This is a genomic window from Methanimicrococcus hongohii, assembly GCF_032594095.1.
GTDB classification, from domain to species: Archaea; Halobacteriota; Methanosarcinia; order Methanosarcinales; family Methanosarcinaceae; genus Methanimicrococcus; species Methanimicrococcus hongohii.
Genome location: NZ_CP131059.1, coordinates 1683941 through 1700018, shown reverse-complemented (window position 1 = coordinate 1700018; position 16078 = coordinate 1683941). Strand labels below are relative to the sequence as shown.

The following is a 16078-nucleotide window of genomic DNA, read 5'->3' as shown; positions in this document are numbered from 1 at the left end:
ATAAAACAAAACAGAATCGGGATGTTAAAAACAAAAAAGTAAAAAATAAAAAAAAAGTAAAAAATAAAAAAAAAGTAAAAAATAAAAAAAAAGTAAAGCCGTAAAAAAGCGGATTTAACTTCTTTTTAATTTCGTTCAATTTTAGAATTTGCGTCCTTTCACGAACAAAGCAACAGCCAAAACAACGACAATAAATCCGACTATCAAGAGTCCGACCAATGTTGTTCTTGAACCGCTTTCTCCGTCATCGACGGATGTTCCGAAACCTTGATTTCCGTCAGTTTCGCCTTGCGGTGCGTTTGTAATCGGGTCCTGCGCATCAGCGCTGCCGGAGCTGCTGCCGCTGTCGGATGTGCTCGGTGTTGTCGTGCTTGTCGAGTTTACAACAGTTGCAGAACCTGTTCCGCTGCCGCCGCTGCCTTTCTTTGTTGTTCCTTCGTCGACTTCATCTTCGGGAATTAAGTGAGAAGCATCACCCGGCAAATCATCAACCCAATCGTTCAAGAAGAAGGAGAAAACCGGAAGCAAAAAGACATCGCTTGTACCGAGTTCCCAAACAGAAACATCAAAACTGCTCCAAACGGAACCGGAGTCGTCGAACGTATTCCAAACATCTTCAGATGTAATGTCGTCGCCGTTAACAGCGTCTGCGCTTTCAAAGTCGCCGTCGGCATTTTCCATTGCATCCCAAGCGTAAACAGAAATCGGATAGAAATCAGCGCCTGTTAAAATAATACCGATAACTCTGCCGGCATCTGCGGGACTGTTAACGAATTCATTCAAAGCAAAACTATTTTCAATCGTCAAATCCGTTGTTGCCGCGTATTCGCCGATCAAACCGCCTGCGACTTCTGTTGCTGCTTCGATTCCGCCTGTTGCATATGATTCAAAAATTGAACCGCCGCGCATTACACCGACTAAACCGCCGGCTTCAGTCGTTCCTGCCGTAACGTCAACATCAGTATAACATTGGCTAATGAAACCGTCCGCGAAATTGCCGACCAGACCGCCGGCGTGATTGGCTGCTGCGTTAACCGTTCCCGTAGCGAAAGACTGAGAAATTTCAGTTGTTCCCGCGGCGCGGCCGATTAAAGTTCCGACATTCATATTACCCGAAACAGATGCGTCAATCAAATGAATGTTTGAAAATTCAGCATCTTCCGTGTAACCGAAAAGACCGACATTGTCGCCGGATTCATCAATAACCAAATTGGAAATTGCGAAAGCAAAATCTTCAGAACCTGTAAATGTTCCTGTAAACGGAGCGGAAGAGGTTCCGATCGGAGTGATGGAAACGCCGTCCATATCGATGTTGCCGTCAAGAATATAATTTGCGTTCAAAGTCCAAGCTTTGGTTTCATCGTTAAAGTCTTTTCTGATTTCATTTGAACCGATATGTTTCAAATCTGTCGTTGTTGCCGCAGAAATCGTTTCAGGCTGATGGAAAGCAGTGAGCTGAGGATAGGTTTCACCTTCATAAATGTACCAGACAGTGTCACCGAACTCCTCATTACTGATGTCCCATGTCGAAAAGGTTGAGTTTTGCATCATATCAGCAGTTACCATCGGCGTTCCGTTTCCGTTATCATCGGATTTGCCGGATGTTGTTGTATCGTAAAAACTGTTGGTAACAGTAGGATTATAATAAGAAGAATATGCATATGCTAATCCGCTGGAAGTTGTTGCTGATACTAAACCGATTGAATAGGAATTTGTAATTTTAACATTACCTCCGTTAACAGTAGCTAAACCGCCTGCATATCTGTTATTGGCTGTTACCGAACCGGTTGCATAACAATTTGTAATGTTAGTATAATCGCGAGTATTTCCGACAAGACCGCCTGCATAATAAGTTTGAGAAGTAGTTGTCACATTGCCGGATGCATAAGATTCAGAAATATTCGAACGAGTTGAATTTCCGATAAGACCGCCTGAAGCATACGGAGACTTGACATCGCCGTGAGCATATGATTTGGAGATGTTTGAATAAGTCATAATTCCAATCAACCCGCCTGCTTCATTACTGGATGTGACATCACCAAGCGCATATGAATTTGAAATAGTTGTATTACTGATATTGCCGACAAGACCGCCTGCATCGTAATCTGATTTTACATCGCCGAATGCATAACTTTGTTCAATTGTTGCATTATTTGCAAACCCGACTAAACCGCCGGCTTCACCCTTCGAATTTGAAATATCTAAATTTGAATAGCTGTTTTGAACAGTTGAATTATTTAAAGTACCAATCAAAGCTCCTGTTTTGTACTGGTATAATGTCGTAACGGATAAAGACCCGCCGGATTCTGTTGCTACAACTGAACAATTTATAATAGTCGGTTTGACAGATGATGTACCGTTTGCATGTCCGAGAAGAACGCCTGAATTGTGACCTGTACCTGTCAAATCGGCAGCAACAATAATCATTACATTTTCTAATTTACTTGAGCCGCCGAGATTACCAAACAATCCGCGACCGTCAGCTGAAGATGAAGAACCTGTTCTTTCAAATGTAATTCCGGAAGAATTAGAAAACGTAATTGTATAGCCGTTTCCGTCAAAACTTCCTGTGAATCTGGAACTGTTATTTCCGATAGCATACCATGTTGAATCCGTAATTTCAACATCATCCATCAAAATATAATGCCGGCTTAAATTTGAAACTGTATTAATGTTTTTAAGATCAGTCGCATCATAAATATGATAAGGATCTGGTTCTGTGCCTGAACCTTCTGTGAACGCTAAAGCCGTTCCGCTGAGCAATACCAATGTTACAACCAGCGTTGCAACTAACGAGATAGATTTCATAATTTTCATGATAGGGAAACCTCCGTAACCTCAAAATATCCGTAAATCGCCTTGCCCTCTCATGAATAAAAACAGATTATTCTTTCAAATTGATTATCGAATACTGAAACACTAAAATCGTAAATTGGTATATAAAAATAGTGGCAAATAATGTTCGGGCATGACAGATTATAGACAAAAGATATTCGAAGAAGGAGGGATTCCCGCGAATAATTTTCGAAAGATCCGGAAATCTCATAAGATTGTCAACAAATTTTCGACGGTGAACAGATTTGACGAAAATAATATTATACAAATCTGTAATTTAATACTGAGAGAAATTTGAAGAATAATTATATTGGATAAAGAATAATATCAAAAACCATTAAAAACATTAAGAAAACGATTAACATTAAAAACATTAAGAAAACGATTTGAACAAATTAAAATAAATCGAATTTTGAACAAATCTAAATTTCGAATTTAATCAATACGGATTCGGCAGGGAAAAACATGGCATTTGACTGGACATTTGTTCAAGATTTATACAATATTTTTTTAATCATCGTCGTTGTCGTCAACATTGCCGCCGCTATTACGATTATTTTTTATGAAAGGCGCAGCCCGCAAGTCGCAGCCGCGTGGATTCTTTTACTCGTATTTCTGCCGATTCTCGGGTTTTTCATTTACATTTTCTTCGGGCGCCGCCTGTACGGCAAATACAAATACGGCAAAAAAACGAAAGTGGATGAAGAGTTTGAACGAATTTCTTCTGCCCAAATCGAAAGATTGAAAACGTCGGATTTGGAATTGTCTGAAGCCGGAAAAAATTTTGAACCCGCCGTTTCGCTTTTTTTAAATCAGGACCATGCCGCTTATTCGCCGAACAATGATATTGAAGTATATATTGAAGGCGAACAAAAATTCATGGAGCTTGAAAATGAAATAATCGGCGCGAAAAATCACATTCACTTAGAGTATTACATCATCCGTGATGACGAACTCGGTCAAAAAGTGATGAAACTTTTGACTAAAAAAGCAAAGGAAGGCGTTGAAGTACGTCTTTTGTTCGATGCTGCCGGCGTTCGTAAAGTACGACCCGCGTTTTACAAAGATTTTAAAGATGCCGGCGGACAAGTCAGAATTTTATTCCCGCTGCTTGTTCCGTTCATCAGCACGCGCATCAATTATCGCAATCATCGGAAAATCGTTGTCATTGACGGCACTGTCGGCTTTCTCGGCGGTTTTAATATCGGCATGAATTATCTCGGCAAAGGACCGCTCGGCTACTGGCGGGACACGCACCTGAAAATTCGCGGAAGCGCTGTTGCGGGTCTTCAAACACGATTCATCAAAGACTGGAATTTCGCCGCGGGAGAAGATGCCATTAAAGATTTGACGTCGTATTATCCGTCTGAAATCAGCAAATTGGCAGGAAATACTGCGATTCAGATTGTTTCTTCCGGCCCCGACTCTGAAAATGCCGCCATTTACAGCGGGTTTTTAAGCCTTATCGGACGGGCGAGAAAATCAATTTACATTCAAACGCCTTATTTTGTTCCCGACCAAACGATGTTTGAAGCGCTGCGCATTGCCTGCCTGTCAGGAATTGATGTTCGAATCGAAATCCCGAACAAAGCAGATCATCCGTTTGTGTACTGGGCGACTTATTCGTATTTGGGAGATCTCATCCGTTTGGGCGCGAAAGGCTACATTTATAACAAAGGATTTATTCACAGCAAAACCGCTGTTTTCGACGGCGAGGTCACGACAATCGGAACGGCGAATTGGGACATTCGCAGTTTCAAATTAAATTTTGAAACGAACGCTTTCATTTACGATTCTGAATTCGGCCAAAAAATGGATAAAATCATATTGGACGAATTGGAAGCGGATTGTACGCAAATTACGGTTGAACAATATAATGACCGCCCGCTTATCGTTCGGATCAAAGAAGGATTCTGCAGATTGATTTCACCGCTTTTGTAAACACAGATGTAAAAACAAAAACAAATCAAAACCAAATAAAAACAAATCAAAACAAAAACAAATCAAAACAAAAACAAATCAAAACAAAAACAAATCAAAACAAAAACAAATCAAAACAAAAACAAATCAAAACAAAAACGAATCAAAACAAAAACGAATCAAACCCGGAATTCCTCCGAATACTTTTTTGAATCCGCAGAAATCTGTGATTTTTTTTGTGTTTTATCGCCTATTTAAACGTATTTCAATTATAATATCTCAATGATATAATTGAATAGATTTAGACTAAATCTGAGAAACGTATTTATAAAAGAATAGTAGTCTATTAATATACATTCCTATTAAAATTCTAAACATTTAAGGGGTTATTAAATGGAACATATGAAGAAAATTAATGAAAAAATAAAAGTAAGGAAGACATTATCAGTATTTTTACTGTTGATACTGATGATTTCTATTTTACCGATTGCTTCGGCAGTGTCAGAGCCGCAGAATGTTGTAACGACTGCCGGACCGACTTCGATCAAAATTGAATGGGATATTGTTGAAGACGCGGATTATTATGGAATAGCTCGCGCAGACACATTCCCGTATTTTGAAGAATTGCCGGTAACGATTGATAAATCAACACCATATTATGAAGATACCGGATTAGATCCTGATACGACATATCATTATATGGTTTCAGCACGCACAAATGCGGGAGATTATGAGTATTCCCAGTTCATTGAGGTAAAAACGCTCGAGATCGGACCACTCGGAACACCTGTTCTCAGTGCATACGCATTCAGCACATCTGAAATTGAATTGCGGTGGAATGCTGTTGATGATGCTGACGGATACAAAATTTATCAATCATATGAAGAGATGGGGTCATACGTCGAAATTGCAGATGTATCGGGAACAGAGACTGAATACATTAATAGCGGACTGGATGAAGGCACGACGTATTATTACAAAATTGCCGCATATATCGGTCAGGAAACAGGAGATTTTTCAAATATTGTTTCTGCAACAACGATGGACCCCGTCGGAATTCCGATTTTGACGGCAACGGCTGTTGACACATCAAGCATTTATTTAGAATGGACTCAAGTAGACAACGTTTATGATTACGATTTGTATCGTTCTCTGACAGAAGACGGCGGTTATACAAAGATCGATACTGTTGACATTGAAGAATATACGGATACAGGATTGGATCATTCCACAACATATTACTATAAAGTGGCTGCTTATGACGGTTACGTTATGGGAGAGAAATCCGACTCTGCAAGCGCGACAACTAAAACACCGGAAACAAAGACAAGTTCAGGAGGCGGCGGAGGTACAGGCAGCGCAAAAGTCGTTGAAGAAGTAACCGAAGAATCTGAACCTGAACCGATCATTCCGGGTTTTGAATTAGAAGTCGAAAACAAAACGGAAGCGGCAGAAAAGGTACCTGAAGATGTTAAAGAGAAATCATACGAACATTTGATTCCGTTTTCTTTGCTCTTGCTCCTCATAATCATTCTGATTGCAACAGTTATGTATATCAGAGAAAGAAGAAGAAAACAATTACAGTAAAATAATTTAAACTGCAAAATTAAACTGCAAAAAGATGGAAATTGAAAATGGATTTGCCGGATTCAATTTCTTTTATTTTTTATTTTTTGTTTTTTATATTTCTTCATTTTTATTTTTCATTTTTATTTTTCATATTTCACTCCGTTTATTGCATTTCATTTTTTCATTTATTACATATGTTTTCCATATCATATTTTTCAAATTTCTTGAATTTTCGGCTTTTTCGATTTTTTCTTTACCCCTTGATTTAAATAAATGAAATTGCTGTTTTTATCGGGAGATGGAGCAAATGGAAATTACCGACAAAAGATTTTTTATGAAATTCAATGATGCCGCCGGCAGAAAGTTAAGGCAGCAGACAGCTTCTTTTGTTGAAAGGTTCGGCAATTTATCCGATGAAGAAGACGAAGATGTTTTTCGTCAGCTTTCCTGGTGGCTTTGGGAAGCGGAAAAGAAATCGCCGTCTAAAGACGTTGGCGAAGATGAAATCGTCAGAGGCATTTTAGCGTATCAAACGGCTTATCAAAAAGAATTGAACGAACAAAATTTCCATGAAGCCGTTTATTATTTATCTGAAATTTTGAAAGGTCCGAACAAAAAAACAATGACGGTTGCTTACCGTCGTGTTTCAGTCGCTATTTTTAATGAGAGAGGACGCCGAATTTACAAGCCGCCCGAATCGGAATATGTTGAAGCGCTGATGACTTCTTTGTTTCAGCAGATTCGTCAGCTGATTCGCGAAGAAATGTCTCCCGCCGAAGTTTTTTATCACGCGTCGCTCATTCATCTGAAAATGTTTTTGATTCATCCGTTTGTCAAAAACAATATGAAAGCCGCAATTCTTCTTGAAAAATGGTTTATCGCGGAAAAACTCGGAAAAGTTTACATCAAATTGCCGACCGAGAAGTATTATTGTTTAAACAAAGACAGATACAATGTCAACACGCTGCTCGGGACCGCTTACAACAACGTGGATGATTCAAGAAGCTTGCCGTTTCTTTTAATGCTTCCGGAAGCTTTGAAAATCGAAGATATCGGAATCGAAACGGATTGAAAATAGATCTGCCATTGCGGATTTATTTTTGGTTTTTTTCATTTCATTGAATAATTTTTTCATCTTTTACTTTTTTATTTTTTGAATTCGATTCATTTCACATTTATTTTTATGCCGCCTCATTTCGTTTTATAAACATTTCGATTTTGAAAAAATCGACGAATTAAATAACAAGGTCCTTTGTAAAAAGGAACTATGAATTCAAAATACGAAACCAACTCGGAAGAATGGATTAAAGTGAATTACGTTGCCGAATCTTCGGGAACATATACAATAGAGAAGAAACAAAAATTTCAGAACATTCAATGTTTGTTAATAAAAAAGCCGACAAATAGAGAACTTGTAGCACTTGGCGATTATCAGGATGTTCATCCTTGGAATACTCAAAAATTAGATTGGAGTTTTGAAATTCCGGAAGATAGGAAACAAAAAGCATGGTGTTATGTCATCAATTCTTGTTGCAGGTTTCGAAAATTTTATAAATCAATGACAAGAGAAGAGCAAAAATTAGTTAATTCTCAAAATCGACATTTAGACAAGTTAATTAAAAAAGGGAGAATTTTGGGCAGCCCGACAATTTACAGAGGCGTATTTGATGTGAACTGGCTTCCGGAAAATCACGGAGAAGGGACAATTTATACAGATGATGCTTACGGAAGTTTCAGTTTGGAATTGGAAAACGCATATCAATACGTTAATCCGGAAAAACCAATTCTATTTCAATTAATTTTAGAACTGGAAATGGAAGCTTATTAGGTTGATTCAGCTGAATATGAAATATTAAGACCAAGAAAATGCACATATATTATTTTAAAAATAATAACTGAAATAATTTGTATAGCAGGTATAAATAGAGAAACAAAAATATATCTTATTAAAGAAGCAGGAAGGTGAAAATTATGCGCAGAGAATCAATGAGTGAAATATTAAGACCAACAGGACGCGTCATAAAATTCACGCAAGAAGAACTCGAAGAAATTGAGCGTTACAATGTTTATGCTGAAAAACTTCTCAAACGCGATATTAAAAAGATGGAAGAAAAATACAAAGACAGAGAAATTGAATTTATATCTTGAATACGATTTATTTAAATCAATTTTATTTCCAGATCACTTTTTCTTTTTTTCATTTTCAATTATTTTTCTAATCCCAACAATTTTTCACCTCAACCCGACAATTTATTAATACCAAACATTCTTTTTTAGTCCCATGGAAATCTTGGTCGATGTCGGCGGAAATCCCGGAACGGACTGCCGCGGATTCTGCAAATACTGTTATTTTAAAAAAGTCGGCAAAACGGAACCGCTCGGCTGCAAATATTGTCCGCCTTTTGTGAAAGGCTGCGACTACTGCACAAGAAGCGTCCGCGAATCTCATCGCGGATTCAAGCCGATGAGACAGGTTTTGGACGAGACCGCTTCCAAGATTTATACTACAAAAGAATCCGACGTCACCGGTTTTGTGATAACGGGCGGCGGCGACGTGAGTTGTTATCCCGAATTTCTGCCGCTTCTTTCTTTTTTGTCAGAATTCGGTCTTCCCGTCAAAATCGGTTACACAAGCGGCAAAGGATTTGACGGATCGGAAGCGCCGTTTTTAAAAGACGCAGGAATCAAAGAAGTCAATTTCACGCTTTTCGCGTTTGATCCTGCGCTTCGCAAAGAATACATGCTTGACCCGACGCCTGAAATGTCGCTCAAAGTTTTTGAAGACCTTTGCGGTTTTTGTAATGTTTACGCGGCAATCGTTTTGGTTCCGGGTGCAAACGACGGCGCCGTTTTGGATGAAACGCTTTCCAAACTCGAAGAAGTCGGCGCAAAAGGCGCTCTTTTAATGAGATTTGCAAATAAAACGGAAAACGGTTTGATTCTCGGAAACGAGCCTGTGATTCAGGGCGTTGTTTCTCATACGATTGAAGAGTTTTCAGAAATCGTTCGAACCGCTGCGAAAAATCATCCGAATTTGAGAATTTCGGGAACGCCGCTTGAAGATCCGCTTTTGGATTCGCCGTTTGCGATTCGAAATGTTTCGGAAGCGCTTGAAAAATTGCCGAAAATCAATATGGAAGCAACAATCATTACGGGAAAAGCTGCCGCCCCGCGTTTATCTGAAATTTTTGAAAAACTCGGCGGCACGGTGAATGTGATTGCCGCCGAAAAAGATATCGGCTGTTTGATTACGGCAGATGATCTTCGAAAAATCGATCAAAATGAATTAAAAGATACAGTTTTCATTCCGGGGCGCTGTTTCGTTCATGAAAGAGATGTCAAAGAAATTCTGATTCCCGAGAAATCAAAGCGGATTGTCAGGCGCGGGCCTGACACGCTTTCAATTGACGGTGAAATGTCGGCAAGCATGACAAAAGAGGAATTATTGGAATTTGAAGTTCAGGCATTTACCGAATTGATTGAACAGATTAACGCGCTGGGATTGCCGCCTGAAAAATAATGTTTATAAATATTTCGATTTTGAAAAAAACGATCAGCTTAATTATCCATGATGAATGACCCTGTCATGGAAAAAATAACTGAAAATGAAATCATCAGCCGAGTCAAAAACCGATTCGGAAACGTCGTTGCCGAAGAGCCTGCAGCTTATCGAACAAAAAACGAGAAAGACGAAAAAACTTATTGTTTTCTTTTGGAAGAGTTGACAAATACCGAAATGGTTGCAATCGGCAATTATCAAGATATTCATCCTTGGAACGATCAAAAACAAAATTGGAGTTTTGAAACTCCAGAACATTGGAAAACAAAAGCTTATTGTTTTGCCATTAACTCTTGCTGCCGTTTTCCCGATTTTTATAATGATCTGATGAAAGAAGAGCAGGAACTGATTGATTTTAACTTTCAGCATTTAGACAGCGCTATTGAAAAAGGAAGAATTTTAGGAAATCCGTTCATTTACAGAGGTGTTTATGATGTTGATTGGCTGCCGAAAAATCATACAATCGGCACTGAATATATCGAAGATGCTTACGGAAGTTTCAGCTTAAAATTGGAAAATGCACTTCAATATACAAATCCTGAAAATCCGATTATTTTTCGGTTGGAAGTCACAGAAAATATGAAAGTTTTGTAGATAGATGAAACAGAATTTGAAGTACTAAGACCTCGAAAATCTCATTATATGATTACATTAATTTCAAAAGAAAAAGTTGGACTTGAAAAAAATATTTATATAGATGCGCTCATTTATTCAATTAAAGAGACCGAGGGAAAATCATGAGATATGAATCATTTAATGAAATCGTGAGACCGACAGGGCGCATTATTTTATTTACAGCTGAAGAACGGAAAGAAATAGAACAATACAACATAAGAGCGAAAAAAGATTGGGATTAGCGTATGGAATGCGCCGAAAAAGGTTTACCTTTTTAATCGGCACATTCTTTAGAATCCATTTTTCAAGTTTTATTTTTTCATGCTTTATTTTCAAACTTTATTCTTTTGAATTTTCAATCTCTTTTTCCACTTCTTCAATTGAAATTTCGCCGTAAAATTCATTTTCAAACAAGCCGTCACCGTTTTTTATAAAAACGGTCGGGAAACCGATATGATACCATGTAATCGGGTTGCCTTCTGAATCATAATTATTTGTTAAAAACAAAAGAACAGTATCACCGACTTCAAGTTCCTGCATCGGCTCAGCTGTTGTCGTATAACCGCCTGTTGTTCCGCCGGGAGCACGAACAGTTACTGTTTCAGCGCTGCCTTTCAAAACTTCAAGACCACTGATTTCATAATATGTTGAAATCCCGGTACTGACAAGCGCGTATCTCGGCGGTTTTGAACCGTCTTCGGTGTTCCACGCGCCGTATTTATCGGAAACGGTCCCGACAATAATTAAATCGGATCGGTCGACGAGTTCTTCAAAATCAGGTGTCATCCAACTGATATGAATCATTCCGACACTTCCGTTGACAGGAAGGTGAAGCCTGTTTTTATCGATATTATCAAAAGCAGCAACTCCTGCCGTTAAAATCAGCAGAATCGAAAAAACAACTATAACAATCTTTATTCCTTTCGAATTTTCAATCATAATAATCCCAAAACATTTTAATCATACATTTTAGCCATACATTTAAATAGTACATTTTATGCGGCTCCCGATTCTGAAATTCTGATTCTTAAGTCATCAACAGAAATTTCGCCGTAATATTCATTTTCAAAATGATTTTCATCCATTTCAGTGAAAATTAACGGCCAAGAGAGATGATACCAAGGCATCGGGTTGCCGTTCAAATCATTATGAGATGACAAGAATAAAAGAACGGTATCGCCGACTTCAAGATCCTGCATCGGTGAAACTGTCAGCGTATAACCGTCAACAGTTCCGCCGGGCGCACGCGCCTGAACAGAATCAGCTTCACCTTTCAAAACTTCTAAATTGTCAATTTCGTAAGAAGTAGAAATCCACATCCCAAATGTCGTTGAAAAATCCGTCTCGAATTCATATCTTGACGGTTTTTCACCGTCGTCGGTATTCCAAATACAAGATTTATCGGAAACAGTACCGATGAGAATCAAATCAGAATCAATGACCAAATCTTCAAATTCAGTCGGCATGTCCCAACTGACATAAAGTCCGCCGAGATTGCCGTTCACGGGAATAAAAGATCTGTTGTGTTCGGCACTGTCAACCGTTCCGAGAACAGCGACAGCAACCAAAATAACGGAAAAGATCAAAACGGCAATTTTCATTCCTTTCGAATTTTCAATCATAGCGATCCCAAAAAAATTAATTCTAATTATTATGCGGCTTCCGATTCAGCAATATCGAGCTTCAGCTGTTCAATCGTTATTTCGCCGTAAACATCATTTCTGAAAACACCGTCGCTGCTCTCTTCAAAAGCACCGGGCCAATTGATGTAATACCACAAAATCCGGTTTCCGTCAGAATCCGTATTGTTCGTCAAGAACAAAAGAACAGTATCGCCGACTTCAAATGACGATGTCTGCGTTGCTTTCTGTGTATACCCGTCCACTTCGCCGCCGCGGGCGCGTCCGATGATTGTTGTCGTATTTCCTTTCAAAACATCAACGGGTTGGAACGTATATTCCGTGTAAATGCCTGATGTATAAGCTTTCACGCCGGAAGGTTTTTCACCGTCATCGGTTCCCCAAATACCGGTTTTATTCGTAACGGTTGCAACAACAATCAAATCGGAATCTGAAATAAGATCGTCATAATCGGGAATATACCAATTGATCATGAGTTCGCCCAGATCTTTATTTTCAGGTTTGTGAGCATCATAAATTGTATAAACCGAAACAGCGGCAAGAATCAAAAAAGCGAGCGCGAATAAAACAATGGCGGCTTTTTGGCGGGTTGGGATTTTTGAAGACATAATGATCTGAAAAATAAAAGGGGAGTGAATTATAAATTACTTACTTTAACTGCAAATGCAGTTGAAACATACAATATGAAAATCAATAATAAAATCAATAATAAAATCAATAATTATAGCTGAGATAAACACTGATTTTTTCTAAAGTTTCTTGATATTCCTTTGCCAATTTTTGAAGTTCTCTTTTGTTTTGTTCTTCAATTTTGTAATCAGTTTTTGATGCCCACATTGAGTATCTGCCTTCAGATTCAATAAGACAAATCAAATAAATATCGCCTGCTTTCAGAGGCGAAACTTTAGGGTCCCAATAATTTTCATTATAATATCCTGTTTCGTTTGATCCAAACCATGTTTTAACATACCTTTCTGCGACATCTGGAGACATATTTTCTTCCGTGAGATAGGCTTGCATCATTTCTTTGGTGATATAAGTCCCGTCATAAACGAATTCAACCGTTCCAGATAAATTTCCTTTAATCGGAGCAATAACACGAACTTTGTGGTTTTGATATGCCTCCAATCCGCCGTAATGTACCAAGTCAGCATCATTTGTTGAAGTCAGCATCTCCCCGATAAAAACTTGAGAAGCAAAATTTATTTGTTGATACAATGCAAGTTCATCATCGGAAAAAGACATTAAATACCTCAGATCATCTTCGGAAATTGAAACATTTCCCATTCCCTCAAAATTTGATTCGTTTTTTATGAGATAACCTTCAGTTACCCGAATCCAATAATCCGAATTTCCTGTTGATGAGCCGCTGATAAATAAAAGATAAGTGTCTCCGACTTTAAATTCAGGAGTTTTCATATCGGTTTTCAAATAAATATGATTAATCTTGAAATTGCCTTTGAAAATTTCATTGACATCCAGATAACTCTCCCTCCCAAAAGAAGAAATCCAATCGGAATCAAGTTCCTTCAACTTTTCAACACCTTCGTCTGTTGTATCGTCCCATGGAATTGACTCCGTAACGGTCGCAGAAACAATAATCGCTGAGTCAGTGACATAATCAGCTAAAGTAAAAGCCGGATAATCAATCATTTCGATGCTGTGTCCGGTAAATCCGCCCCACGGATTCCAATAAGTGACAGTCAAAGTATCGATATCAAGATGCGTTTGAATTTCCTCAACACCGGAATTATGCCGATAATATTCTTCTATGCTTTTACTCGATTTATAAGAATTCCAACCATCCAAAGCCGTAAAAGCGCAAACAATCGCCAAAAACACTGCCAAAAGAACAATAATAATTTTCCAAGTTTTAGAAACCAATATGACCCGCCTCCCTGAAGAATAAATCGAATTTAAGAACAAACAAGAAATAAACCCAAAAACAATTTTAAAATAATTACAGAGAGGATGACATGGAAGTATATACATTTTCCTTAATTGAAAAAATCAATCAAAACACAACCCCGTTTTTCTAAATATCCGAAAAATTGCAGCGGCTCGCGCGTGAAACGCCCCGCAAATAAAAACACTTTTCCAAATCACCCAAACGAATTTTAAAAAAAGAAAAGATTTGCCGGACAAAAGTCCGACAAAAGATGTCGGGCAAATTGTAAAACAAATTGCCTGACAAATTACGAATTTTAATGTTTTCAAATTATTTGGCCGGAATGACCAATGTTCTTTCACCGGCAGGCTCGAATTCTCTGAGTGCGCCGCGGCCGAATTCGTATCTCGGTCTGGTGAAGTCGAACGGAAGGAGGTCGTCTGCGAAACAGACTTTGACCAACGGGTTGACGGTGTAGGCATCGCCTCTTGTGGAGTGTGCTGCCATTGTGATACCGGCATAGCCGCCCTGGTGACCGACATTCATAGCGTAGTTGGGGTAGTTGGGACCGCGGAGTTCTGCGGGGGCACCCTCGTCGCCCTGGTATGAACAAACGTTAGAGGCACCGCACTGGTCCTGCAAGTCGTAGCCGTAGAAGCCGAGACGGCCCCATGCTTCCTTGTGGAGGTACATGGAGAGGTACCAGCCGGAGAGACCTGCGTTACCGTTGCCGGTTGCGATGGAAACACCGCAGCCTGCTGCTGCTGCAAGGGAGGTTGCTCTCTGTGAACCGCCGAAGTGGTCTTCAAGCGCGGACGGGTATCTCTCGTATTCTTCGATACCGAAGAGTGTGGATTCCGTTGCGATGTCTTTGATGACTTCGTTGGTTGCTTTGACTTTGTTTGCTGTTCCGGTCTTGCCTGCGTGGTTGTACTTCTTGTTGATGTAGTCAATGTTGTAGTACAAGTTGTTGTCCAAAATGTCGTCAGTGTAACCTGCGGTTGCGTACTGTGTGAAACCGACACCGCCGGACATGTAGGAACCGAGCCAGATCTGGTCGTACATAACACAGCCTGCGCCGACAACTTCGAGAGCGACCTTTGCGGGGTCGTCGACGTTGACACGGCTGGACTGAACAATGTCACAAAGGTGACCAAAGGAAACGCCTCCGGGTTCGTTGGGTGCTCTGACACGTCTTGCGGGGAGCATTTCACCCATGTTGATGGAACCTGCGTGCTTTGCAGCATAGGACAAGTCAGCGACAGCTGCTTCACCGGCGCACATGTTGTATGCGGAGATGAAAGACATACCGATCTGCATTGCAGACCATCTGCTGGTCTGACCGCCGTCAGTAGATCTGATGACGATTGTCGGGATGTGGAGTGCCTGCCAGGAAGAGTTTCCAATGGCTGCTTTCAACTGTTCTGCCTGTTCTGCGGGGAACATCTTATTGATGTCGATTAAGAACTGCTTGTCGATTTCGTCTGCGAGTTCATCGTTGCCGGTGAACATCTTGACGTAACAGTCGTCGACCAAGCCGGGGTGACATTCGACCATCATTTCCTGAACGACAGCGCCGCCCGGAAGGGAGTGGTTGAGGTTTTCGAGGTAGTTGTTGATTGTTTCAGGTGTAACTTCCTTGCCCAATCTCTTCTCGAGTGTGTCGTGAGCCATGTCGAGACCGACAATGTTGGTTCTCTTAATGTCGTCGACCATCTGCTGCATTGCAGCGTTGTTGACGTAGTGTAAGTCATCCGGGTCACAAACGAGGTCTGTGCCTGAAATTCTGTACGGCGTGATGGCTCTCTGACCCAACGGTGCACCGGTGTGCATCATGGGGTTGTAACCGACAAGTCCTCTTTTCTTTGCGATTTCCTTACCGGCTTTGATCATTTCTCTCTTTCTGGGGCTCTGTTCCGGACCAAGTCTGTAGAATTTTTCAGTCTTGGATGTAATGTCGGTTCCGCCCTGTCTGTTGTCACCATAGTCTTCAGCGAATTTGATTTCCATGGATCTCTTAAATCTTGCAAAAATATCTTCTTGTGCCATTTT

13 protein-coding genes are annotated in these 16078 nt (G+C 39.8%); 7 read left to right on the top strand and 6 right to left on the bottom strand.

Annotation, left to right across the window (positions count from 1 at the left end; all coding sequences use genetic code 11):
* Nucleotides 1-141: 141 nt before the first annotated feature.
* Nucleotides 142-2817, bottom strand: a complete 2676-nt coding sequence (locus MmiHf6_RS07600) for a GLUG motif-containing protein (RefSeq protein WP_316557196.1) — start codon at nucleotides 2815-2817, stop codon at nucleotides 142-144.
* A gap of 483 nt (nucleotides 2818-3300) precedes the next feature.
* Here MmiHf6_RS07600 and cls point away from each other — a divergent pair, with 483 nt between their 5' ends.
* The 7 genes from cls (at nucleotide 3301) to MmiHf6_RS07565 (ending at nucleotide 10477) form a co-directional block, all read left to right on the top strand.
* Entirely contained in the window at nucleotides 3301-4776 is a 1476-nt protein-coding gene (gene cls / locus MmiHf6_RS07595; protein ID WP_316557195.1) for a cardiolipin synthase, read from the top strand.
* A gap of 447 nt (nucleotides 4777-5223) precedes the next feature.
* The gene (locus MmiHf6_RS07590) at nucleotides 5224-6342 is read left to right on the top strand and encodes a fibronectin type III domain-containing protein (protein ID WP_316557194.1); all 1119 of its coding nucleotides are present in this window, start codon (nucleotides 5224-5226) and stop codon (nucleotides 6340-6342) included.
* Nucleotides 6343-6622: 280 nt separating this feature from the next.
* Entirely contained in the window at nucleotides 6623-7396 is a 774-nt protein-coding gene (locus MmiHf6_RS07585; protein ID WP_316557193.1) for a Fic family protein, read from the top strand.
* A gap of 195 nt (nucleotides 7397-7591) precedes the next feature.
* Nucleotides 7592-8152: a hypothetical protein gene (locus MmiHf6_RS07580; protein WP_316557192.1), complete on the top strand. Its 561-nt coding sequence runs from the start codon at nucleotides 7592-7594 to the stop codon at nucleotides 8150-8152.
* Between the two features lie 143 nt (nucleotides 8153-8295).
* Nucleotides 8296-8472 (top strand): hypothetical protein, encoded by a 177-nt coding sequence (locus tag MmiHf6_RS07575; protein ID WP_316557191.1) that lies wholly within the window; start codon nucleotides 8296-8298, stop codon nucleotides 8470-8472.
* A gap of 133 nt (nucleotides 8473-8605) precedes the next feature.
* Nucleotides 8606-9844, top strand: a complete 1239-nt coding sequence (gene mmp10 / locus MmiHf6_RS07570; protein ID WP_316557190.1) for a methyl coenzyme M reductase-arginine methyltransferase Mmp10 — start codon at nucleotides 8606-8608, stop codon at nucleotides 9842-9844.
* A 48-nt stretch (nucleotides 9845-9892) separates the two neighbouring features.
* Complete coding sequence (locus MmiHf6_RS07565) at nucleotides 9893-10477, top strand: ADP-ribosyltransferase family protein (protein ID WP_316557189.1); 585 nt, start codon at nucleotides 9893-9895, stop codon at nucleotides 10475-10477.
* 360 nt (nucleotides 10478-10837) lie between these two features.
* Here MmiHf6_RS07565 and MmiHf6_RS07560 read toward each other — a convergent pair whose 3' ends face one another.
* From MmiHf6_RS07560 to mcrA, 5 genes are all read right to left on the bottom strand, one after another.
* A complete protein-coding gene (locus MmiHf6_RS07560) occupies nucleotides 10838-11437 on the bottom strand; it encodes a hypothetical protein (protein WP_316557188.1) in 600 nt (199 codons plus the stop codon).
* Between the two features lie 56 nt (nucleotides 11438-11493).
* Entirely contained in the window at nucleotides 11494-12120 is a 627-nt protein-coding gene (locus MmiHf6_RS07555) for a hypothetical protein (RefSeq protein WP_316557187.1), read from the bottom strand.
* Between the two features lie 29 nt (nucleotides 12121-12149).
* Nucleotides 12150-12746 (bottom strand): hypothetical protein, encoded by a 597-nt coding sequence (locus tag MmiHf6_RS07550; protein ID WP_316557186.1) that lies wholly within the window; start codon nucleotides 12744-12746, stop codon nucleotides 12150-12152.
* Nucleotides 12747-12852: 106 nt separating this feature from the next.
* Nucleotides 12853-14022 carry a hypothetical protein gene (locus MmiHf6_RS07545; RefSeq protein ID WP_316557185.1) on the bottom strand — a complete coding sequence of 390 codons (1170 nt, stop codon included), beginning with the start codon at nucleotides 14020-14022 and terminating at the stop codon, nucleotides 12853-12855.
* Between the two features lie 334 nt (nucleotides 14023-14356).
* Nucleotides 14357-16075, bottom strand: a complete 1719-nt coding sequence (mcrA, locus tag MmiHf6_RS07540; protein WP_316557184.1) for a coenzyme-B sulfoethylthiotransferase subunit alpha — start codon at nucleotides 16073-16075, stop codon at nucleotides 14357-14359.
* Nucleotides 16076-16078: the final 3 nt, after the last annotated feature.